Origin of the sequence: Bacteroides difficilis (assembly GCF_048319815.1) — a bacterium.
Lineage (GTDB): Bacteria > Bacteroidota > Bacteroidia > Bacteroidales > Bacteroidaceae > Bacteroides > Bacteroides zhangwenhongii.
This window is the reverse complement of record NZ_CP182814.1, coordinates 76175-99397: the sequence shown is the minus strand read 5'-3', so window position 1 is coordinate 99397 and position 23223 is coordinate 76175. Positions and strand designations below refer to the sequence as shown.

The 23223-nt window shown below is 42.2% G+C and carries 19 protein-coding genes; 8 read left to right on the top strand and 11 right to left on the bottom strand.

Annotated elements, in window-relative coordinates; translation table 11 throughout:
* Window positions 1-81: 81 nt before the first annotated feature.
* Both ACNOGP_RS00420 and ACNOGP_RS00415 read right to left on the bottom strand, forming a co-directional pair.
* Window positions 82-1215: an AI-2E family transporter gene (locus ACNOGP_RS00420; protein WP_418213786.1), complete on the bottom strand. Its 1134-nt coding sequence runs from the start codon at window positions 1213-1215 to the stop codon at window positions 82-84.
* 22 nt (window positions 1216-1237) lie between these two features.
* Window positions 1238-1837 (bottom strand): thymidine kinase, encoded by a 600-nt coding sequence (locus tag ACNOGP_RS00415; protein WP_143865256.1) that lies wholly within the window; start codon window positions 1835-1837, stop codon window positions 1238-1240.
* A gap of 139 nt (window positions 1838-1976) precedes the next feature.
* On the opposite strand from ACNOGP_RS00415, the gene ACNOGP_RS00410 reads away from it, so the two are divergent.
* The 4 genes from ACNOGP_RS00410 (at window position 1977) to ACNOGP_RS00395 (ending at window position 4881) form a co-directional block, all read left to right on the top strand.
* The gene (locus ACNOGP_RS00410) at window positions 1977-2513 is read left to right on the top strand and encodes a hypothetical protein (protein WP_007767219.1); all 537 of its coding nucleotides are present in this window, start codon (window positions 1977-1979) and stop codon (window positions 2511-2513) included.
* Between the two features lie 7 nt (window positions 2514-2520).
* Window positions 2521-3195, top strand: coding sequence for a 16S rRNA (cytidine(1402)-2'-O)-methyltransferase (gene rsmI / locus ACNOGP_RS00405; RefSeq protein WP_007757915.1), 675 nt, complete (start codon window positions 2521-2523; stop codon window positions 3193-3195).
* A 36-nt stretch (window positions 3196-3231) separates the two neighbouring features.
* Window positions 3232-4089, top strand: a complete 858-nt coding sequence (locus ACNOGP_RS00400; protein ID WP_007767213.1) for a hypothetical protein — start codon at window positions 3232-3234, stop codon at window positions 4087-4089.
* A 99-nt stretch (window positions 4090-4188) separates the two neighbouring features.
* Window positions 4189-4881 carry a YjjG family noncanonical pyrimidine nucleotidase gene (locus tag ACNOGP_RS00395; protein WP_418213785.1) on the top strand — a complete coding sequence of 231 codons (693 nt, stop codon included), beginning with the start codon at window positions 4189-4191 and terminating at the stop codon, window positions 4879-4881.
* Window positions 4882-5056: 175 nt separating this feature from the next.
* Here the strand turns inward: ACNOGP_RS00395 and ACNOGP_RS00390 are convergent, their stop codons facing one another.
* Window positions 5057-6232: a site-specific integrase gene (locus ACNOGP_RS00390; protein WP_418213784.1), complete on the bottom strand. Its 1176-nt coding sequence runs from the start codon at window positions 6230-6232 to the stop codon at window positions 5057-5059.
* A 137-nt stretch (window positions 6233-6369) separates the two neighbouring features.
* Between ACNOGP_RS00390 and hflX the strand changes: the two genes are divergently transcribed.
* From hflX to ACNOGP_RS00370, 4 genes are all read left to right on the top strand, one after another.
* Window positions 6370-7626 (top strand): GTPase HflX, encoded by a 1257-nt coding sequence (gene hflX / locus ACNOGP_RS00385; protein ID WP_143865250.1) that lies wholly within the window; start codon window positions 6370-6372, stop codon window positions 7624-7626.
* A 16-nt stretch (window positions 7627-7642) separates the two neighbouring features.
* Window positions 7643-9634 carry a DUF4954 family protein gene (locus ACNOGP_RS00380; RefSeq protein ID WP_007767198.1) on the top strand — a complete coding sequence of 664 codons (1992 nt, stop codon included), beginning with the start codon at window positions 7643-7645 and terminating at the stop codon, window positions 9632-9634.
* Between the two features lie 114 nt (window positions 9635-9748).
* Window positions 9749-11386, top strand: coding sequence for a fumarate hydratase (locus tag ACNOGP_RS00375; RefSeq protein ID WP_418213783.1), 1638 nt, complete (start codon window positions 9749-9751; stop codon window positions 11384-11386).
* Window positions 11387-11488: 102 nt separating this feature from the next.
* On the top strand, window positions 11489-12649 hold the full coding sequence (locus ACNOGP_RS00370; protein ID WP_418213782.1) for an acyltransferase: 1161 nt from the start codon (window positions 11489-11491) through the stop codon (window positions 12647-12649).
* A gap of 9 nt (window positions 12650-12658) precedes the next feature.
* Here the strand turns inward: ACNOGP_RS00370 and ACNOGP_RS00365 are convergent, their stop codons facing one another.
* The 8 genes from ACNOGP_RS00365 to ACNOGP_RS00330 form a co-directional block, all read right to left on the bottom strand.
* Complete coding sequence (locus ACNOGP_RS00365; RefSeq protein WP_186967487.1) at window positions 12659-14002, bottom strand: TolC family protein; 1344 nt, start codon at window positions 14000-14002, stop codon at window positions 12659-12661.
* The gene (locus ACNOGP_RS00360) at window positions 13999-17031 is read right to left on the bottom strand and encodes an efflux RND transporter permease subunit (RefSeq protein WP_418213781.1); all 3033 of its coding nucleotides are present in this window, start codon (window positions 17029-17031) and stop codon (window positions 13999-14001) included. The genes ACNOGP_RS00365 and ACNOGP_RS00360 overlap by 4 nt, the downstream gene beginning before the upstream one ends.
* 12 nt (window positions 17032-17043) lie before the next feature.
* Window positions 17044-18129: an efflux RND transporter periplasmic adaptor subunit gene (locus ACNOGP_RS00355; RefSeq protein ID WP_007767191.1), complete on the bottom strand. Its 1086-nt coding sequence runs from the start codon at window positions 18127-18129 to the stop codon at window positions 17044-17046.
* A 137-nt stretch (window positions 18130-18266) separates the two neighbouring features.
* Window positions 18267-19199 carry a ribosome small subunit-dependent GTPase A gene (rsgA, locus tag ACNOGP_RS00350; protein ID WP_418213780.1) on the bottom strand — a complete coding sequence of 311 codons (933 nt, stop codon included), beginning with the start codon at window positions 19197-19199 and terminating at the stop codon, window positions 18267-18269.
* Window positions 19200-19290: 91 nt separating this feature from the next.
* Complete coding sequence (frr, locus tag ACNOGP_RS00345; RefSeq protein WP_007757891.1) at window positions 19291-19851, bottom strand: ribosome recycling factor; 561 nt, start codon at window positions 19849-19851, stop codon at window positions 19291-19293.
* 51 nt (window positions 19852-19902) lie between these two features.
* Window positions 19903-20814 (bottom strand): EamA family transporter, encoded by a 912-nt coding sequence (locus ACNOGP_RS00340; protein WP_418213779.1) that lies wholly within the window; start codon window positions 20812-20814, stop codon window positions 19903-19905.
* Between the two features lie 264 nt (window positions 20815-21078).
* Window positions 21079-21789, bottom strand: coding sequence for a UMP kinase (gene pyrH / locus ACNOGP_RS00335; protein WP_007767185.1), 711 nt, complete (start codon window positions 21787-21789; stop codon window positions 21079-21081).
* A 57-nt stretch (window positions 21790-21846) separates the two neighbouring features.
* The gene (locus tag ACNOGP_RS00330) at window positions 21847-23172 is read right to left on the bottom strand and encodes an MATE family efflux transporter (protein ID WP_418213778.1); all 1326 of its coding nucleotides are present in this window, start codon (window positions 23170-23172) and stop codon (window positions 21847-21849) included.
* Between the last annotated feature and the right edge of the window lie 51 nt (window positions 23173-23223).

Sequence of the window (23223 nt, the reverse complement as noted above, 5' to 3'; positions counted from 1 at the left end):
AAATCAGTTATTTCCTGATTGCGGGTGCAAAGGTAGCTACTTTTATTTAATTTGCAAGCGTTCTGTAGAAAAAAGTTTTAATTATTTTATCTCTTTATGGTTTGTTTCTTGATTATCAGTTATTTCTGCTTCGTCATATTTTATCTTTTCTTTATTGATAATAAAACGTTGGTAATAGGAAAGCATTAAAGTCGTTAACGGCAGAGCGATAATCATGCCGAGCATTCCCATCAATGAACCCCAGATAGAGAGAGACAAGAGAATGATGGCAGGGTTTAGGCCGGTGATCTTTCCCATGATTTTGGGGACGAGGAAAGTATCTTGTATGATTTGAACAACAGCGAAGACAGCCAATGCACATGCGATGATGATCCAGAAATTCTCTCCGGTATCTGCAGCTTTGAGAATAGCTAGTAGGACGGTAGGAAAGAAACCGATGATCTGCAAGTAGGGAACCATATTCAGAGCGCCGATGAAGAGTCCCAAAGCGATAGCCATCGGGAAGTCGATAATCAAGAAACCTATGCTAAAAAGAATACCTACGCAAAAAGCAACTAGCGCCTGACCACGGAAATACTTATTCATGCCATCCTGTACGTCACGTACCAGATTGGATGCAAATGTACGGTACTTATTCGGTAACAGATGCAACCATCCTTCGGCTATTGCTTCATAATCCAACAATATAAAGACTACATATAATAATATGATAAAGGAGGTAAAGATACTGAATAAGATATTGAGGGATTCTGCAAGCAATGTCCACAGTCTGGGTACGGTATCCTTGATTGCCGCTAGGATATTCTCCTCACTTAATATACGGTTCAATGCTTGAAGATCAACATATTCGTGAATGAACTCGGAGAGATTCTTAGGTACATTATTTCCGGCTCCATTGCTGAGATAAGTCACTAATAAATCGTTCATTCTGCTCATTTCGGAAATCATAGGCGGTACTAGCAAATAAAATACGGTGATTCCGATAGCGCTAATCAGAAACAAAGCACAGAAAATGGAAAGGATACGGCTTTTCAACCGTAGCTTATATTGGAAGAGCTTGACTAGCGGATAAATCATATAAGCAATCAGCCAGGCAATGAAGAAAGGCAATAACACTCCGCTGAGACGTTCTACAAGCATCAATATTCCTACTACTAATACACATCCGATAGAGCCGCGTATGAAACTGTCGAATGTTATCTTCTTTCTTTCCATAATCTGTTTTTATTTATAGAGTTTATATTTGCTTTTCGTCTTCTTCGCGCGCACGGAGATAACATTCCCTGCACAAAGGCTCGTATTCGGACGTTTCGCCCAAAAGAACCTGTTTTTCATTCTTCACTGTACGATGAGAGAAAGAAGCCAACTGTCCGCATTTTACACAGATTGCATGAACTTTGGAAACTTCGTCGGCTATGGCACATAATTGAGGCATAGGTCCGAACGGATTACCTTTGAAGTCCATATCCAGTCCGGCTACAATGACGCGTATACCGTTATTGGCAAGCTGATTGCATACGTCGACCAGCCCACTGTCGAAAAATTGTGCTTCATCGATACCTACTACATCTATCTCGGAAGTAAACAGCAGGATACTGGCTGATGAATCAATAGGAGTGGAGGCGATGGAATGACTGTCGTGAGAGACTACGTCTTCTTCCGAGTAACGTGTATCGATGGCCGGTTTGAATATCTCTACACGTTGTTTGGCAAACTTTGCCCTTTTCATTCTGCGGATTAACTCCTCTGTCTTTCCGGAGAACATGGAGCCGCAGATAACTTCGATTCTACCTCTTCTTCTTGTCTCCTGTATGTGGTCTTCTGAAAATAATACCATGTGATTTTGTGTTTTCTTGATTAAATAATATGCGGACAAAGGTAAGCAATTCAATGTGCAAGAACTGTTAAATTATCCATTATTTTAAGTTATTGCATAATTTATTCCTACATTCGCATCATATTAACAATAGACTAGTATGAAACAGAAGTTGTTAACAGATATTGAGTTGGATGTTCATGGGTTGAAGTATCTGATGGATTTATATTCTAAAGAACCGACTAAGGCTGTGTTTGAACTGTTGAAACAGAATATTCTTCATATGCAGGGATGTTTGGATGAGGTATTGCAGGAACTGGAACCTGTTCGGGAAAATGCTTCTGTTCCTTGCGAGAATGCTTCTGAACCTGTGGCGGAAGAGGTGATAGTAGAGACAAAAGTGTCGGCCGATACTGAGACGGAGGAAGTCAAGCCTTCTTCTGTATTGGGCGAAAGTATAAAGACCTCTGCCGGTTTGCGTCATTCTATCAGTCTGAATGACTCTTTTCGTTTCTCACGTGAATTATTCGGAGGGGATGTTGAGTTGATGAATCGTGTTGTGGAGCAACTATCGGCTATGAGCTCTTATAAAACAGCCGTTGCGTTCCTTTCTTCAAAAGTTAATTTCAACGAGGAAAACGAAACATTAAGTGACTTCCTTGAGTTATTAAAGAAGTATTTTAACCAATCAGCATGAGAGAAGAATGGGAAAGCTATATGTAGTGCCAACGCCGGTAGGGAATCTGGAAGACATGACATTTCGGGCTGTCAAAGTCTTGAAAGAAGTCGATCTGATTTTGGCGGAAGACACACGCACTTCTGGAATCTTGCTGAAACATTTTGAAATAAAGAACGCAATGCAATCCCACCATAAATTTAATGAACATAAAACGGTGGAAAGTGTTGTTAATAGAATAAAGGCAGGTGAAACGGTGGCATTAATTTCGGACGCCGGAACACCCGGAATCTCAGATCCCGGATTTTTGGTTGTTCGTGAATGCGTGCGCAACGGCATTGAAGTGCAGTGCCTGCCGGGAGCGACCGCTTTTGTTCCGGCGCTTGTTGCATCGGGATTGCCAAATGAGAAGTTCTGTTTTGAGGGATTTCTTCCTCAGAAGAAAGGACGGCAGACACGATTGAAGGCATTGGCGGAAGAACGCCGTACTATGGTGTTTTATGAATCGCCCCACCGTCTGTTGAAGACGTTGACGCAGTTTGCCGAATATTTCGGTATGGAGCGTCAGGCAACCGTGTCGCGAGAAATATCCAAACTCCATGAAGAAACAGTTCGGGGTAGTTTGGCTGAATTGATAGAACACTTTACCGCTACCGAACCGCGTGGCGAGATTGTGATAGTATTAGCAGGAATAGACGATTAAAATAACTTCATTTTAAAAAACGTAAAACGTAGACGTATGAAAAAGTTAGCAGTTTTATTTGTGTGCGCAGCCATGTTGGCTTCGTGTGATAGCTTTAAAGGTGGGAATAAAGACTTGAAGGCTGAAAATGATTCTCTTTTGATGGAACTTACCCAGCGCAATGCTGAACTGGATGATATGATGGGGACTTTCAATGAAGTACAGGAAGGTTTCCGTAAGATCAACGCTGCCGAAAGCCGTGTGGACTTACAACGCGGAACGATCACTGAGAATTCAGCCAGTGCGAAACAACAGATTGCTTCCGACATTGAGTTTATATCTAAACAGATGGAAGAGAACAAGGCACAGATTGCCAAGTTGCAGGCTCAACTGAAGAATAGTAAGTATAACTCTACTCAACTGAAGAAAGCGGTTGAGGCTTTGACAGCTGAGTTAAATGCAAAACAACAGCGTATTGAAGAACTCCAGACTGAATTGGCTTCTAAGAATATACGTATTCAGGAATTGGATGCTGCCGTTAGCGATCTTTCCGCAGAAAAAGAAACATTGACTGCCGAAAACGAGGCAAAAGCTAAAACCGTTGCCGAGCAGGAAAAGAGCCTGAACGCAGCATGGTTTGTATTTGGTACAAAATCAGAGTTAAAAGCTCAGAAGATTCTTCAAAGCGGAGATGTGCTGAAAAGTGCTGATTTCAACAAAGATTATTTCACTCAAATCGATATCCGTACAACTAAAGAAATCAAGTTGTACTCTAAGCGTGCCGAACTGTTGACTACTCATCCGGCAGGTTCATACGAATTGGTGAAAGACGATAAAGGTCAGTTGACATTGAAAATTACTAATCCTACTGAATTCTGGAGTGTATCCAAATACTTGGTCATCCAGGTAAAATAGAGTAGATATCACTTTTGAATGGCCGATGTGCTGATTCCTGAATTTAAGAAATCGGCACATTGGCTTTTTTGTTTCTTATTATATACCCACTAACTACTGATGAAATATAAAAATCTTTTTTTTGATCTTGACGATACTATTTGGGCCTTTTCTCAAAATGCCCGTGACACTTTTGAAGAAGTGTACCAGAAATATTCATACGAACGCTATTTTGATTCGTTCGATCATTTTTATGCAATTTATCAAAAGAGAAATACTGAACTCTGGGTTGAATATGGTGAAGGAAAGATCACGAAAGATGAATTGAACCGCCAACGTTTCTTTTATCCTTTGATGTCGGTAGGGGTGGAGGATGAAGCATTGGCGGAACAGTTTTCGAAAGATTTCTTTTCTATTATTCCTACCAAAAGAGGCTTAATGCCATACGCAAAAGAGGTGTTGGAATATCTTGCTCCGAAGTATAATCTTTATATACTTTCCAACGGTTTTCGTGAATTGCAATCACGCAAGATGCGTTCGGCAGGTGTGGATGGTTATTTTAAGAAGGTGATTCTTTCGGAAGATCTCGGGGTGTTGAAGCCTTACCCTGAAATATTTAATTTTGCTCTGTCGGCCACTCAGTCTGAGTTGAGGGAATCATTAATGATTGGTGACAGCTGGGAAGCTGATATTACCGGAGCTTATGGAGTTGGAATGCATCAGGTTTTCTACAATGTGACGGAGCGGACTACTTTCCCTTTTCTTCCTACTTACCAGATCCACTCTTTGAAGGAATTAATGAATTTGCTATAGGCTTGCTAGTGTGAACTGTACTTCATGATTTGTGCCAGAACTCGTTTTTCACCACAGATTACACGGATTAACACAGAGATAAATGCGGATTATCAATGCACGGATTTTAATCTGTGTTAATCCGTGTAATCTGTGGTGATGTGGTGAATTATGCTATGTTTGTGTGTGGGTAGTGTTACTCATTCTTTCGTGAAGCAGCTTTTTCGAGGTCACGTACGATTGTGATGTCCATTATATTGGCATATACCTGAGTGGTTTTTACACTTTTGTGTCCCAACAATTTTTGTACGGTAGTTATATTTGCACCGTTATATATTAATAAGGTAGCATTCGTGTGGCGGGCAACATGGAAAGAAATGTGTTTGCTGATTCCTGCCAATTTGGCTAGTACATTCAGTTCCTTGTTAAGATTGGAATTATCTTTTAACTTGAAAAAACTATCGAGGTCATTCTTGTAGCGGTGGAGTATATGAACACCTTTGCCCTCGAACAACAGGTATAATGGAAGGCGTACCTCAGTGCCTGTTTTGACAGATTTATAGATAAGCCAAAATTCCCTATGAAACTCAATGATATTCTCGGAGGTCAGGTGAGTGAAATCAGAATATCGTAACCCTGCGTAACAACAAAATAAAAAGGCATCTTTGGGCTTTTGTAATTTTGCAAACTTTTCTGTGAGTTGAACTTCTTCCAGTTTATGCAATTCTTCAGGAGACAAATGGGTATGTCTGCCTTCTACACTTTTGATTTTATATTTTCTGAAGGCATATTTCTGTATATCCATATATTCTTTATTAATAGCAATATTGACATAACGTTTTAGATGTTTCATGTGCTTGGCAACCGTATTAAGATGATATCCCCGAGATTGCAAATAAGAATCGAATGAGGAAACAAATTCAAATGTGAGGTCTGTAAAAAAGATCTCTTTTTTGAACGCTTGAAGTAATTCGAGGGTGGAAAGATGGTTGTGCTTGGTACTTTCTTTCAAAGAAGAGGTTGCTAGTTCTTCTTTATAGAAATCTAAAAAAGACTTTTCGTTGCGTACAGGTTTCTCAAGTAAGTCCTTTAATAAACTCAATGAAATCTCTTTTCCCTGTTGCCACAATCCGAGTTCTGTTTGCTCTATTGTAGATATATATTCGTATAACATACAGTTTAGGATGTCTGCGTTAGGATGGTTCTTTACCATTTTCCGTTTGTCGTCCCATTGGTTTGGTTTAATATAGATTTTAGTGGAGAGATACATCTTTTTCTTATTAAGGTAAGCTTCCACTTGTATTAACGCCATTCCTCTCTTATTCAAATTCTTTTTTCTGTTAAACACAAGGTTGTAACTAATCTTTTCCATACTTCTGTTTTTTTATTGATGTTAGAACAATTTAGATGTAGTTCTGTGCTACATCGGTGATGAATATGCATTAATATCTCTAAAAAGATTATCTTTTTTTGCTATATTTGCACCCATATTATTATTAAAAATAAAGAATGAAAGAATTTGTAATATCCGAAGCCAAAGTAGAGACAGCAGTACTGGTCGGACTCATCACTCAGACGCAGGATGAGCGCAAAACGAATGAGTATCTGGATGAATTGGCATTCCTTGCCGAGACGGCTGGGGCGGAAGTAGTGAAACGATTTACACAGAAGTTGCCGACGGCTAACTCGGTGACTTATGTAGGAAAAGGAAAACTGGAAGAGATAAGAACATATATCCGTAACGAAGAGGAGGAAGAACGTGAAGTGGGAATGGTTATCTTTGATGATGAGCTTTCCGCGAAACAAATCCGTAATATCGAAGCCGAATTGAAGGTGAAGATACTTGACCGTACTTCGCTGATTCTTGATATATTTGCCATGCGTGCCCAGACTGCCAATGCTAAAACACAGGTGGAATTGGCGCAATATAAATATATGCTGCCACGCTTGCAACGCCTTTGGACTCACTTGGAACGCCAGGGAGGTGGCTCCGGTGCAGGTGGCGGTAAAGGCTCGGTGGGACTTCGTGGTCCGGGTGAAACACAGCTTGAAATGGACCGTCGTATCATCCTGAACCGTATGTCGTTGCTGAAAGAACGTCTGGCAGACATTGATAAGCAGAAGGCTACCCAGCGTAAAAATCGCGGACGCATGATTCGTGTTGCTTTAGTGGGGTATACCAATGTTGGTAAATCGACCATTATGAACCTCCTGTCCAAGAGCGAGGTATTTGCGGAGAATAAGCTGTTTGCAACGCTGGATACCACTGTCCGTAAGGTAATTATCGAGAATCTACCGTTCCTTTTGTCAGATACGGTCGGATTTATCCGTAAGTTGCCTACCGATTTGGTGGACTCTTTCAAATCAACATTGGATGAGGTGCGCGAAGCCGACCTGCTGGTGCACGTAGTGGATATTTCCCATCCCGGATTTGAAGAACAGATTGAAGTGGTAAATAAGACACTGGCCGAGATTGGCGGCGGTGGCAAACCCATGATACTTGTATTTAATAAAATAGATGCTTACACTTACATAGAGAAAGCATCGGACGACCTTACCCCCCGAACAAAAGAAAACTTGACACTCGAAGAGCTGATGAAGACGTGGATGGCAAAGATGGAGGATAATTGCCTCTTTATTTCCGCCCGCGAGCGAATCAATATGGACGAACTGAAAAATGTAGTTTATCAACGAGTGAAAGAATTGCACGTTCAGAAATACCCTTATAACGATTTTCTTTATCAGACCTACGAAGAGGAAGAATAAATAACACTTTATTTATATGAAAGACTATCGTAGATTGACTGAAGATGAGGTACTTCAGTTGAAGAGCCAATCGTGTTTGGCTGATGATTGGGGAAATGTTTTGGTTGCCGAAGGCTTTAATTGTGAGTTCGTTCACCATACCCGCTTTTCGGGAGAAGTGAAGTTGGGCGTATTCGAGTCTGAGTTTACATTGCCGGGAGGTATCAAAAAACATTCGGGATTGCGCCATGTGACACTGCACAATGTAACAGTGGGGGATAACTGCTGCATTGAAAATATCCAGAATTATATAGCTAATTACGAAATTGGCAGTGATACCTTCATCGAAAATGTAGATATCATTCTGGTAGACAAGTTGACGACTTTCGGCAACGGGGTAGAAGTAGCGGTTCTTAATGAAACAGGGGGACGTGAGGTGCTGATTAATGATAAATTGTCTGCGCATCAGGCTTATATACTGGCATTGTACCGCCATCGTCCTGAGTTGATAAACCGTATGAAGTCGATTGCGGATTATTATTCCAACAAGCATGCTTCCGCTACCGGGAGTATCGGAGAGCATGTTATGATTCTCAATACAGGGTCTATTAAAAATGTCCGGATTGGCGACTATTGTCATATTTGCGGAACGTGCCGTTTGTCCAATGGTAGCATAAACAGCAATGTGACAGCTCCCGTACATATCGGACACGGAGTGATTTGTGATGATTTCATTATTTCCTCCGGCTCTAAAGTGGATGACGGCACTATGTTGAGCCGTTGCTTTGTAGGGCAGTCCTGTAAATTGGGACATAACTATTCTGCTTCCGATTCTTTGTTCTTTAGTAATTGCCAAGGAGAGAACGGCGAGGCCTGTGCCATTTTTGCAGGTCCTTTCACGGTGACACATCACAAATCTACCTTGCTGATTGCCGGAATGTTCTCATTTATGAATGCAGGCTCGGGTTCCAATCAGAGCAATCATATGTATAAACTCGGTCCGATTCATCAAGGAACGATGGAGAGAGGAGCCAAAACGACTTCTGATTCCTATATCTTGTGGCCGGCTCGTGTCGGAGCTTTTTCTTTGGTGATGGGACGCCATGTCAATCATGCCGATACCTCCAATCTTCCCTTCTCTTATCTGATAGAGCAGAGAAATACGACCTATCTGGTTCCGGGTGTCAATTTGAGAAGTGTCGGTACTATCCGCGATGCACAGAAATGGCCGAGACGCGATAAACGACAAGACCCGAACCGTCTGGATTATATCAATTATAACCTTTTGAGCCCTTATACCATCCAAAAGATGTTCAAGGGACGTTCCATTTTGAAAGAATTGCGACGGGTATCCGGTGAAACTTCAGAGATTTATTCTTATCAGAGTGCCAAGATCAAAAACACTTCTTTGAATAACGGTATTCGTTTTTATGAGATAGCCATTCATAAGTTCTTGGGTAATTCGATTATTAAACGATTGGAGGGTATCAATTTCCAAAGCAATGAGGAAATTCGTCAACGTTTGAAGCCCGACACGGAAATCGGAGTGGGAGAATGGGTGGACGTTTCCGGACTCATTGCTCCGAAGAGTGAGATAGACCGTCTGTTGGATGGAATTGAGAATGGTACTGTCAACCGTTTGAAATCCATCAATGCCTGCTTTGCGGAGATGCACGAGAATTATTACACCTACGAATGGACATGGGCTTATCATAAGATTCAGGAATTTTATGGTATAAATCCGGAAACCATCACAGCTCAGGATGTGATTCGTATTGTAAAATCCTGGCAGGAATCCGTAGTGGGACTGGATAAAATGGTGTATGAAGATGCAAAGAAGGAATTCTCGCTCTCTTCTATGACCGGATTTGGTGCGGATGGCTCGCACGACGAGATGCGACAAGATTTCGAACAGGTGCGCGGGGATTTTGAAAGCAATACATTTGTGACGGCTGTGTTGAAACATATTGAGGAGAAGACAGCCTTGGGGAATGAGCTTATCAAGCGAATTGAGACTATCGTAGAATAATCGAAATATTCTCCGTTATTCATTCTTAATTCTTTATTCATCATTCGCCATTCTTCATTCTTAATTGCTACCTTTGCGACACTAACTAACATTACGTAATAAAATAAGAAACTTATGGCAACACCTCCGTTTAAGTATCAGCCCATGTTTGAAAAGGGAAAAGATACAACTGAGTATTATCTGCTTACCAAAGATTATGTGTCGGTAGGCGAGTTTGAAGGACATCCTATCCTGAAAATTGAGAAAGAAGGTTTGACTGCGATGGCTAATGCGGCTTTTCGTGATGTATCATTCATGCTTCGTCGTTCGCACAACGAACAAGTTGCTAAGATTCTGAGTGATCCGGAAGCAAGTGAGAATGATAAGTATGTGGCATTGACTTTCCTGCGCAATGCGGAAGTTGCTTCAAAGGGAGTTCTTCCATTCTGCCAGGATACCGGTACTGCCATCATTCATGGTGAAAAAGGACAACAGGTGTGGACGGGCTATTCTGACGAAGAAGCTCTGTCATTGGGAGTCTATAAAACATATACCGAAGAGAATCTGCGTTATTCTCAGAATGCGCCTCTGAATATGTATGATGAGGTGAATACGAAATGTAACCTGCCTGCACAGATTGATATCGAAGCTACCGAAGGTATGGAATATGAATTCCTTTGTGTGACCAAAGGTGGTGGATCAGCCAATAAAACTTATCTCTATCAAGAGACTAAAGCTATCTTGAATCCCGGCACACTGGTTCCGTTTTTGGTTGAAAAGATGAAAACATTGGGGACAGCCGCTTGTCCTCCTTATCATATCGCTTTTGTAATTGGCGGTACTTCTGCTGAGAAGAATCTGCAGACTGTGAAATTGGCTTCTACTCATTTTTATGATAACTTGCCGACAACAGGAAACGAATATGGTCGTGCGTTCCGTGATATTGAACTGGAAAAAGAAGTATTGGCAGAAGCGCATAAGATTGGTCTGGGTGCGCAGTTTGGCGGTAAGTATTTGGCTCACGATGTGCGTATCATCCGTCTGCCCCGTCACGGTGCTTCTTGTCCGGTAGGTTTGGGCGTTTCTTGTTCAGCCGACCGTAATATCAAGTGTAAAATCAATAAAGATGGCATTTGGATTGAGAAACTGGATTCAAATCCGGGAGAACTGATTCCGGCGGAATTGCGTAAGGCGGGAGAAGGTGATGTAGTTAAAATCGACCTGAACCGTCCGATGCCTGAAATCTTGAAGGAACTGACTAAGTATCCGGTGGCTACCCGTCTGTCATTGAATGGGACTATTATTGTGGGCCGTGATATCGCTCACGCCAAACTGAAAGAGCGTTTGGATCGTGGAGAAGATTTGCCTCAGTATATCAAAGATCATCCTATTTACTATGCCGGTCCGGCAAAAACACCGGAAGGTATGGCATGTGGTTCTATGGGACCGACTACTGCCGGACGTATGGACCCGTATGTTGACTTGTTCCAAAGTCATGGCGGCAGTATGATTATGCTGGCAAAAGGTAACCGTAGCCAGCAGGTGACAGATGCTTGTAAGAAGTACGGTGGTTTCTATCTTGGTTCTATCGGAGGTCCTGCGGCTATTCTCGCTCAGAATAATATCAAGAGCATTGAGTGCGTGGAATATCCTGAATTGGGAATGGAAGCGATCTGGAAAATTGAAGTGGAAGATTTCCCGGCATTCATTCTGGTAGATGATAAGGGGAATGACTTCTTCAAGCAACTGAAACCTTGGAATTGTACTAAATAATTAGCCTATAATTCTTTTATATAAACCATTATTGGAGGGATACCTGTCTGTTTCGTATAGGTATCCCTTTTTTACTAATTTCCCTTTCTATTACTAGCTATAATGAAAACATCGACAATTGAACTACCTAATCAGAAGAACCGGCATATTGTATGGCTGGATGTTGTACGTTTTATCGCAATGTTTACAGTCGTTTGCTGCCATTGCGCCGATCCTTTTAATTTTTATCCGGGCACTGCTCCCAATATCGGAGAGATTAAATTATGGGGGGCTATATACGGATCTGTCCTTCGTCCATGTGTGCCGTTGTTTGTGATGATAACAGGAGCTTTGCTTTTACCTGTGCGAGGTGATACTTCCGCTTTTTACAAGAAACGGATTACCCGTGTCCTGTATCCGTTCTTAATCTGGTCTGTAATTTATAATCTTTTTCCCTGGATAACGGGTTTGTTAGGATTCAGTCCCCAGATTATTCTTGATTTCTTTCCTTATGCCGGTGAAGAAGTAATGAGGCAATCTTTCTCGGTTGCTGTCAAATATATCTTGAATATCCCATTCAACTTTTCTATATTGGCAGTACATATGTGGTATATTTATCTGCTTATCGGACTTTATCTTTATTTACCTATATTTTCGGCATGGGTAGAGAAGGCTTCGGAACGTGCCAAGCAGATGTTTCTGCTAGCTTGGGGAGTTACCTTGCTGTTGCCTTACTATTATCAGTTTGTTGACGGTTATTTATGGGGCACTTGCTCATGGAACTCATTTGGAATGTTATATGCCTTTGCCGGATTCAACGGGTATCTGCTGTTAGGTCACTATTTGAAGAATCTTGATTGGAGCATGAAAAAGACATTGGCAACCGGTATTCCGATGTTTGTGATCGGGTACGTTGTGACGTTCTTCGGCTTCCGCCATATGACAGCTTTACCGGATTATACGGATGAGATGTTAGAGCTGTTCTTTACCTATTGCTCCCTTAATGTGGTAATGATGACCATTCCTGTATTTATGCTGGCAAAAAAAGTCAATATCCGTTCAGAAAGAATACGGAAGGCATTAGGAAACCTTACCGTATGTGGTTTCGGAGTTTATATGATTCATTATTTCTTTACCGGACCGGCTGTAATGTTGACGCGGGCTATTGGTATACCCATTCCTTTGCAAATACCGGTAGCGGCAGTAATGGCATTTGCTGTCTCCTGGTTGATTGTGAATCTGGTACACCGTATTGGTAAACCGGCAAAATACATAATGGGATAAATCTCTCTCTTATTCCTCCAAATATTTTGTTATCTTTCCGCTGATTTGTAACAATGAGATCTCGCAGATTTTGGTGTTATATTCAGCGGAAAGGATACGTTCTTCCGCATCCAACAAACTTTTTTGTGCTTCACGTACCTCAAAACCGGAAAGGTCTCCCTGTATATAACGATCCATTGCAATATCGTGATTGTCTTTAGCTGTTATAAGATTCTGTCGTTCCAGATTCAATAACTGAAGATTGTTACGATAAGCTTGCCATAAATTGCTGAGGTCGGAACGTAGTGCTAATTCAAGATTCTGTCGTTCCAGTTGACGGTTCTTAAAAGTAAGAGTTGCATTCCGCTTTTCGCGGCGGCGGTTACCGTCGAATATGTTGAAACCGACAGTTACTCCTGCGTTAAATCCCAGATTTCCTCTTCTACTAGTGGCATTGATGTCATACTTATTGAAAGTATAGCCATATCCGGTATTTAATTTGAGATATGGATAGTTGCGTGAATTCACTTTCTTGTAGTCCAATTGGGCTAAAGTCGTATTCTGGTCAGCTTTCAATAAAGAAGCATTGGTTGCCAACGTAGAACTCCATAGATCTTCAAACTTCAGGTCGCTATGCACTTCGATAGTGGAATCTTTGATAATAACAATTTGATTGACATCGTTATTAGCCATTAACTCATTCAATTGGATACGTGATGAGTGCAGTAATTCCTGTTGTTTGATGTATTGAGCGCTATCCGCATTGAAGTCCACTTTCGCTTGCTGGTAATCCAACCCTGAAAACTTACCGACAAGATGGCTCGCTTCTGCTATACGCAGGCGTTCTTTTGAGAGCGACATTGCATAATGGAAGTTTTTCAGACGAATCTTTTGTTGGATAAAGTTATAGTACTCGGCTGTCAAGTCGGCTATAAAGTCCTCGATGGCAATACGGGTATTCGTTTCCCCTTGTCGTTCCAACTCTTTAAGTTGTTTGTAAGTCGTGCTGATATTGAATCCGTCGAAAATAGTCCAATTCAGGTTGAGGCCTACGTTGACAGTCTGATCGTAGACACCCTTGTTTTTGGTTATTTCTCCGGTTTCACGTGCTTTGCTTTCAATATTGTCCAGATTCCCTACATAACCGGCAGAGAAGTCCAAAGTAGGTAAGTAGCCTGCATTACCCGGCGTCGCATTATTTTTGCTGATCTGTTCCTCGTTGTGGACAATACGCAAAGAGTAATTGTTCTGCAATCCTTCCTCCAGACACTCCTTTAAAGTAAGTACTTGCTGTGCCTTGACTGTAGAAACGGAAAAGGCACATGCAGTGATTATATATACGATACGTTTCATACAAATATCTTTCGGTTTCATTCTTCTAGTTTTTTGATTCGGTTAGTCGAAATATAACTGTAAATGGCCGGTACGATGTACATCGTGAGAAGAGTAGAGACTACCATACCTCCTACTACTGCCGTACCCATGGCAATACGTTGGTTACAACCTTCTCCGGTGGCGAAGGCAAGCGGGATAAGTCCCAAAACCGTAGAAGCGCTTGTCATTAGGATCGGACGGAGACGTTGTAAGGCCGCATCCTTGATTGCAGTCATTTTATCTTCTCCGGTTTCCTGTTTCTGATTGGCAAATTCTACAATGAGGATACCGTTTTTAGCCACTAGACCAATCAACATGATGATACCGATCTGACTAAATATATTCATTGTGATACCACTGAAATACATGAATACTAATGCTCCGGCAATGGCTAAAGGCACTGTCAGCATGATAACCAACGGGTCTTTGAAACTTTCGAACTGTGCTGCCAGAATCAGGTAAATTAGGAGAATAGCCAGGATAAAGGCAAACATCAGACTGGAAGAACTTTCACGGTATTCCTTTGAGTCTCCGGACAGAGCTGTACGGAAAGTATCATCCAATGTTTCTTTTGCTATCTTGTCCATTTCGTCCAAACCTTGACCGATTGTCTTTCCATCGGCTAAACCTGCAGAAATGGTAGCCGACACAAAACGATTGTAACGGTACAATTTAGGAGGAGCAATACCATCTTCCAATTCGATCAGGTTGTCTAGCTGTATCATGTCTCCATTATTGCTGCGGATATAGATCGCTTTCAGATCGGCCGGCTTATTTCGTTGTTGCCGGTTGATTTCTCCCAAGATCTCGTATTGTTTTCCATTCATATAGAAATACCCCATACGTTGTCCGCTTAATCCATACTGCAAAGTCTGAGCAATGTTTTTAGTACTTACTCCCATAATGCTGGCTTTATCACGGTTGATTTGAATACGGGCTTCCGGTTTACTGAACTTCAAGTCAACGTCTGCCATCTGAAAGACCGGATTTTCATACACTTTCGCCATGAATTTGGGCAATACCTCTTCCAGTTTTTCCAGATTGGTAGCTTGAAGAACGTATTGAACCGGCATACTTCCGCGACGACCGCCGAAAGAAGACTGTTGCTGCACGAACGAACGTGCCATCGTCTTTTTCTGTACCGCTTTCGATATTTTCTCGGCTACTTCCATCTGGGTGTAGTTACGGTCCTGCATATCTTTCAAAGTAATACGCACGTTACCGCTACCACTGGAAACACGTGCAGTCACGGCTTCAGCGTCAGGAAGAATGGAATCGACAAGTTGGTTGATATCTTCTGTGTAATCCCGGATATATTCATAAGTCACACCTTCTGCACCACGAGTGTTGATGCTGATTTGTGAACGGTCCTCCAAAGGAGCCATTTCGGCCGGTACTATATTCCACAGAATTCCGATGAGACATATAGTGATGACCGTGAAAGGAAGGGCAATCCAACGTTTACGCAGGAAAGCAGCCAATGAACGGCTATACAGATGGTTCATACCTTCAAAGAAAGGTTCTGTTTTCGCATAGAACCAACTCTGTTTCTCCCGTTTTATCAGTAATTTGGTTGCCAGCATAGGCGTGAAAGTCAGTGCGGCAAATGAAGAAATGATAACCGAACCGGAAATCACAATACTGAATTCACGGAATAATCGTCCGGTCATACCATCCATAAAGACGATGGGGAAGAATACGGCAACCAGTGTAATGGTTGTCGAGATGACAGCAAAGAAAATTTCTTTAGCTCCTTCTATTCCCGCCTCTTTCGGGCTCATTCCTTTTTCTATCCGGATATAGATGTTTTCCGTCATTACGATAGCGTCATCCACCACCAATCCCACAGACAATACGATAGCAAGCATAGAAAGTACGTTGATGGAGAAACCGGCCAGGTACATGACGAAGAATGCACCGATAAGGGAGACGGGAATCACAATACAAGGTACCAGCGTAACACGCCAATCGCGCAGGAAGAGGAAAATAATGATGATAACGAGTACAAAAGCTTCATATACGGTGGACTTTACTTCATTGATAGATGCACGGATAAATTTAGTGTTGTCGAATCCGTAATTATAATGTACATCTTCCGGCAAATCCTTTTTCATTTGCTCCATACGCTGATATACTGCATCGGCAATTTCGATATGGTTGGCACCCGGTTGCGGAATGACTACGACACCTACCATTGGTACGCCATTCATCTTCATGTAACTTTTGATGTCGGCAGGACCTAGTTCAGCCCGACCGATGTCGCTGAAACGTACGATGCGGTTATCCGATTCCTTGATAATCAAATCGTTAAATTCATCAGCTGTATGCATCAATCCAAGTGTTCGGATTGTCAGTTCGGTGGTATTTCCCTCGATACTACCTGACGGAAGTTCCACGTTCTCATTGTCTACCGCATTTTTTACGTCAATGGGGCTGATACCATAGCCGGCCATTTTTACCGGATCCAGCCAAAGGCGCATGGAATAACGCTTCTCTCCCCAGATAGAAACGCTACTTACATCGGAGATGGTCTGCAACTGCTCCTTGACTGTCAGGTCTGCGATTTCGCTTAACTCCAATAGCGAGCGTTTGTCGCTCTGTAAAGCAACCATTAAGATAGGTTGTGCATCCGCATCAGCTTTCGATACGGTAGGGGGGTCACAGTCACGCGGCAAATACCGTTGTGCACGTGATACCTTATCACGCACGTCGTTTGCAGCGGTTTCCAGATCGACGGACAATTCAAATTCTACAGTGATACGGCTCTGTCCTTGTTGGCTGACACTGGATAAAGAGCGGATACCCGGAATACCGTTAATATTCTGTTCCAACGGCTCGGTAATCTGGTTCTCGATAACGTCGGCGTTTGCTCCCGGATAAGAACAACTGACAGAGATGATCGGATTATCCACTGACGGATATTCACGGACACCCAGATAGTTGTATCCGATAAATCCGAAAAGTAAGATAATGATGGTTAGTACGGTGGCTAATACCGGGCGGCGTATGCTTAATTCGGATATGTTCATAGGGCGCAGGTATTAATCAATTTTGTCAAGCGTTACGGCAAGTCCGGTACGGAGTTGCAGTGTTCCTGAGGTGATGATGGTATCTCCCATGTGCAACCCCCTTATTACTTGTACTTCGGATGCGGTACGGATGCCGGTTATGATATCCACCGGTTCGGCTTTTCCCGATTTATATAAATAGACCTTATCTTTACCCATTTCCGGTACAATTGCTTCTGTGGGGATAGCGATTGCGTTTTCAATCTCGTCTTTCTTCAATAATACACTCGCATAGCGACCGGGTAGTAAAATATGCTTCACATTCGGATAGAGTGCACGTGCTGTAAATTGGTGCAGATTAGGGTCAATAGCTGATTCAACGGCATATACCTGCGCACCGAAAGCGTCCAGATTGCCTTCAACACTGAAATTCAGGTTTGTTCCTTTCTTTATTTGCTTGGCGTAACGTTCCGGTACGGAAAATTCGACTTTTAGCGGAGCGATTTTGGTTAGTTTGGCAACCACTGTTGTCGGTGAAGCATAAGTACCGATACTGACTTGGCGAAGTCCGATAACTCCGTCGAACGGAGCGCGCAGTTCGGTCAGTTCAATATTTGCTTTTATAATTTCGATATCGGCATTCAAGGTTGCCAAATCTGTTTTTACTTGTTCATACGCTTCTTTACTGACAGCATCTCGCTTCAGCAATGCGTCTTGACGGAATACACGGTCTTCTGCCAGTTTCAACTGTGAGACGAGGCGTTGTAGTTGTGCCTGCAACTGTCGGTCGTTTACTTTGGCAAGCAACTGTCCTTTTTTCACCGATGTTCCTTCTTCAAAATTGATTTCAACAATCTTTCCGGAAGTTTCAAAAGATAAATCTACTTCTTCATCGGGCAGCAATACACCGGTAGTTGTAAATTCGTCTGTCAGGGATTGCGGTTTTATAATTTTGGCGTTTACATTTAAAACTTGTCTCCCTTTTTTAGATTTGCCGCTCATTATTTTGTCGGCAGCTGTTAGTTCGTCGTTCTTTTTGGGTAATTGTGAATAAATTCCTCCACCGATAATTCCGGCACCAACAAGGATGATAATCCCCCATTTAGTCTTCTTATTCATGGTTTAGTATAGTATATAGCATATTACATTGTATCTTTAGTAGGTTAGATTGTTTTTGATAGAAAAGGTTTAATTTATGGTCTAAATTCTCTAGTATTCTTATCGTGATGAGAAAAATAAGATGTTGTAGTTAGGATCTAGTAAGCTGCCCTGTATTTTCCTTCCTCTTTATCTTCCAGCATATTTAGGTAGGAAGTATAGCGTGATTCGCTGATTAAATGTTCCTCTACCGCTTTGCGCACAGCACATCCCGGTTCGTGACGGTGCGTGCAGTTGCCGTATTTACATTCTGCGGAGACTTTGAATATTTCGGGAAAGTAATGTCCGATTTCTTCTTCTTCCATATCGAATGTACCGAATCCTTTGATACCGGGAGTATCGATGATATATCCGTCTTCGTCCACAGGGAACATTTCGGAGAAAGTGGTAGTATGCATTCCTTTGTTGTGATATGAAGAAATTTCACCCGTTTTTGTTTCTATTCCCGGCAGTATGGCATTAATAAGGGTGGATTTTCCTACTCCCGAATGTCCGGAGAACAGTGTAATCTTACCTTCCAGTGCCTTTCTGATTGCCTCTACTCCATGACCGTTTTTGGCAGAAACTTTGAAGGAGGGATAACCGATATGTGTGTATAGATTGATTAGTGCGTCCAAATATCGGAGCTCATCTTCATCGTAGGCATCTATTTTGTTAAATACCAAATTGACAGGAACCCGATAGGCTTCTGCAGATGCGAGAAAACGGTCAATAAAGATTGTTGAAGTTTCGGGATAATTGACAGTAACCACCAACATACATTGATCGAGGTTGGCGGCAAGGATGTGAGATTGTTTGGAAAGATTGGAAGAACGACGGATAATGTAGTTTTTTCTATCTTCTATTTCGTTGATAAAAGCAGTGCCTTCTTGGTTAAGGATAATCTGGACACGGTCGCCTACCGCTACCGGGTTGGTACTTCGGATTCCTTTGAGTCGGAAATTACCTTTGATTTTACATTCGATAAACTGTCCGTCATCGGTCTTTACCTGATACCAGCTACCAGTGTTTTTGATTACTAATCCTTTCATAAGTTGAGAATTGAGAGTTGAGAATTGAGAGTTGGTCGCGTTGTTGGTATACTACATAGTAACTTTCAACTCTCAACTCTCCATGCTCAACTTATACAGTCATAATTTCTTTATCCTTTTCAGCAAGCATATCATCAATTTGTTTGATATACTTATCGTGGATCTTTTGCAGTTTCGCTTCCGCGTTCTTTTGCTCGTCCTCTGCCAATCCGTCTTTTACAGCTTTCTTCAGTGCATCGATACCGTCTCGGCGGGCGTTGCGTACGCTGACTTTTGCAGTTTCGCCTTCGCCTTTACACTGTTTTGCCAATTGCTTACGACGTTCTTCCGTCAGAGGAGGAATACCGATACGGATCACTTCGCCGTTATTTTCGGGCATGATACCGAGGTCGGAGTCGATAATCGCTTTTTCGATGACACGGAACATACTCTTATCCCACGGTTTGATGGTGATACTACGTGCATCGGGAGTAGTTACGGCTGCTACATTGCTGATAGGAACCATACTTCCGTAAGAGTCTACACGGATACCGTCCAACAGTCGGGTACTCGCTTTTCCGGCGCGGATATGTGCCAGTGCTTCTTCCAGATACATAACGGCCATATCCATTTTTTCTTGTGCATTGTCAAGGCAAGTCTTTACGTCTACCATATTTTTTGATAATTAAAGTTGCTATTTGATTGATTAAGTAGCAAAAGTATATTATTTTTTGTTCATCTGCAACAGCATTCCCATCTTTTTTATGAGTGATTTGCCGATGATAATCAAGGTCACGGCGGTGATAATCATTAAAATACCAACCATTAAGCGAGGAGTTAGTTTCTCATGGAACAGCATAACACCGAAAAATAAGGCTGTCACAGGTTCCAAAGCACCTAGAATGGCGGTTGGTGTGGAGCCTATATAATGGATAGCTAAGGCGGTGCAGACCAATGATATGGCAGTTGGCAGAATAGCCAAAGCCAATGTATCTGCCCATAACCAGACGGATGGTATAACCTGCAGCTCCATACAGAAGTTCAGACGGACGATGTAAACCGATAGTCCGAACAGGATGGCGTAAAATGTAAGTTTGGTGGTTGGCAGGTTTTTCAATGTTGAGCGGTTCACACCTACTATGTATATAGCATATGAGAGTGAAGACAGCAGTACGAAGATGATCCCCAACGTGGATAGCGGTTTGTTACCATCTCCTTGATAGAGCAAAGCGATACCCGAAAGTGCCAGCAGAATAGAGAAAACGGTAATTGCGGATATTTTTTCCTTGAAGAACACCCCCATAATAACAGCTACCATTACCGGATAAACAAACAGGATGGTTGAAGCGATTCCGGCATCCATGTAATTATAGCTCATAAACAGGAGCAACGATGAGAAAGAGAACAACAATCCCATAATGACTAAGGGCAAGACGTCTGCCTTGTGAAGCGCAAAGGATTGATGCTGCATTTTCATCAGAATACCCAGCACGATTACGGCAAAGAAATAACGGTAGAATAAAACGGTATCGACACTCATTCCGGCTGCATAGAGCGGAAGTGCAAAAAGAGGATTCATACCGTAGCTGGCAGCGGCAATGGCTCCATAGATAAAACCTTTGGTCTTGTTATTCATTGTTCTTAGTCCTTTTTTTTATGGCGTGCAAAAGTACGCAGTTCGTCAATGATAAACAAGCGTTTAGGCGGTTGATAGTATAATTTAATCTTTCGTATGCTAAAAACTATTTCTAAGTAAAGAGGGAACTAATCTTGTTCATGCATAAAATTAATCGTCTGACTATAGTTAAACTTGCGTCTGACTACTGTTGAACTTTCGTCTGACTATAGCCAGACGAAAAAGAATCAACTGTCAGACGATTAATTTTATTCGATCGGGAGATTAGTTGTGTACTAATGTACCTATTTCTTCTCCGCTGATTACCTTCTTTAAGTTGCCTACCGTATCCATATCAAATACAACGATAGGCAGATTATTTTCCTTGCACATACAAGTAGCGGTTAAATCCATAACTTTCAGACCACGTTTCAGAACTTCGTCATAAGTGATGTCATCAAACTTGGTTGCGGTAGGATCTTTTTCGGGATCAGCTGTATAGATACCGTCTACACGAGTACCTTTCAGCATAACGTCTGCTTCGATTTCAATTCCTCTCAGTGAAGAACCGGTATCTGTGGTGAAGAAGGGATTTCCCGTTCCTGCGGACATGATAACCACTTCACCGTTTTCCATACATTCGATGGCTTTCCATTTGCTGTAAAATTCACCGATAGGTTCCATCCGTACTGCTGTCAATACGCGGGCTTTCACTCCGGTGGCGACAAGTGCCGAACTGAGGGCAAGGCTGTTGATGACCGTAGCCAACATTCCCATTTGATCACCTTTCACACGGTCGAAACCTTTACTGGCTCCGCTTAGGCCACGAAAAATATTTCCGCCTCCGATGACAATACCGATTTGCACCCCTTGTTCGTGGATTTCTTTGATTTGTTCCGCATATTCTGCCAATCTTTTTTCGTCAATGCCGTATTGCTTTTCGCCCATCAGGCTCTCTCCGCTTAATTTTAGTAGAATTCTTTTATACTTTGCCATATCTTTTACTTTTAATGTTTTCCGCAAATATAGAGATAATTTGTCGGATACTCCTCATCAGGGAACGATTACTTTTCGCATGATTTGTCTCCCTAAAAAGGTTTGCACGATTCCTCTTAGTGAAAGATAAACAAGGAAAGCCAACCATAAGGCATGATTTCCCAACAAGGAATGGAATCCGTAATATATTCCGAAAAAGCTGGCAGAAGCTACCAACATGGAGTAAAGCATTTGGCGGGTAGCGGTAGCGCCGATAAAGATACCATCCCAAAGAAAGGCGGAAAAACCGGCTAATGGAATGATAAGTGCCCAATAAAAGTAGGAGTCGGAAGCAGCGATTACTGAAATATCATTGGTTAACAGACCTAGAAAGCTTTTCCCGCCAACTGAATATAAGAGGGTGAATAGAAACGAAAGACCCAATCCCCAATAAAAGAGATGATGTACGGTACTGCGGAGGCCTGTTTGATTTTTTGCGCCGATATAACGTCCAGCCAACGCCTCACCGGCATAAGCAAAGCCATCCATGATATAGGAGAATAAGGTGAATAATTGCATAAGCAAAGTGTTGACGGCTAAAACGACTTCTCCTTGTGCTGCTCCGGCAGAGGTGAAAAACATAGTGACCATGACAAGACAGAGTGTACGGAAGAATATGTCGCGGTTGACTTGAAAGAAGCGATACATGGCTTGTCTTTGTATTATTTCTTTCCAGACGATTCGTTTGTGGAGCGTATGGTAGTAACGCATATAGAGCCAAAGAGCCATGAAGAAGCCTGCATATTGGGCAATAAGAGTTCCTGCGGCTACGCCTGCCACTTTCATATCCAATAGGTAAACAAAACATAGGCTGGCAATAATATTAACTATATTCTGGGTAATGGCGATATACATCGGAAAACGTGAGTTCTGCATACCGATGAACCAGCCTGCAAATCCATAAAGCCCTAAGGTGGCGGGAGCTCCCCAAATACAGATGTAGAAGTAAGTGGTTGCCAGTTGTTCTACCTCCGGTGTGGTCTTTATAAATGTAAATGCCAAGTGCAGAATGGGATACTGAAGCAGCAGCAGACAGAAAGCGATGAGTAATCCTACTCCGACGGAACGTAGCAATAGTCGGGTGATTTCGTTAAGGTCGTGCTGTCCGTAAGCTTGCGAAGTCATTCCACTGGTCCCCATACGAAGGAATCCGAAAATCCAATAGATGATATTGAACAGCATTCCCCCTACGGCGATGGCCCCGATATAGGCCGGAGAACCGAGATGGCCTACAATGGTGACATCGATGAGTCCCAATAATGGAACGGTGATATTCGATATGATTGATGGGATGGCAATCTGTAATATTCGTCTGTTTTCAGTGACCTGTTTTTTATCTGTCATTGTATAAAAACACTTTTATCAAATTGATTGTTCTTTTCGTCCGCAAAGGTA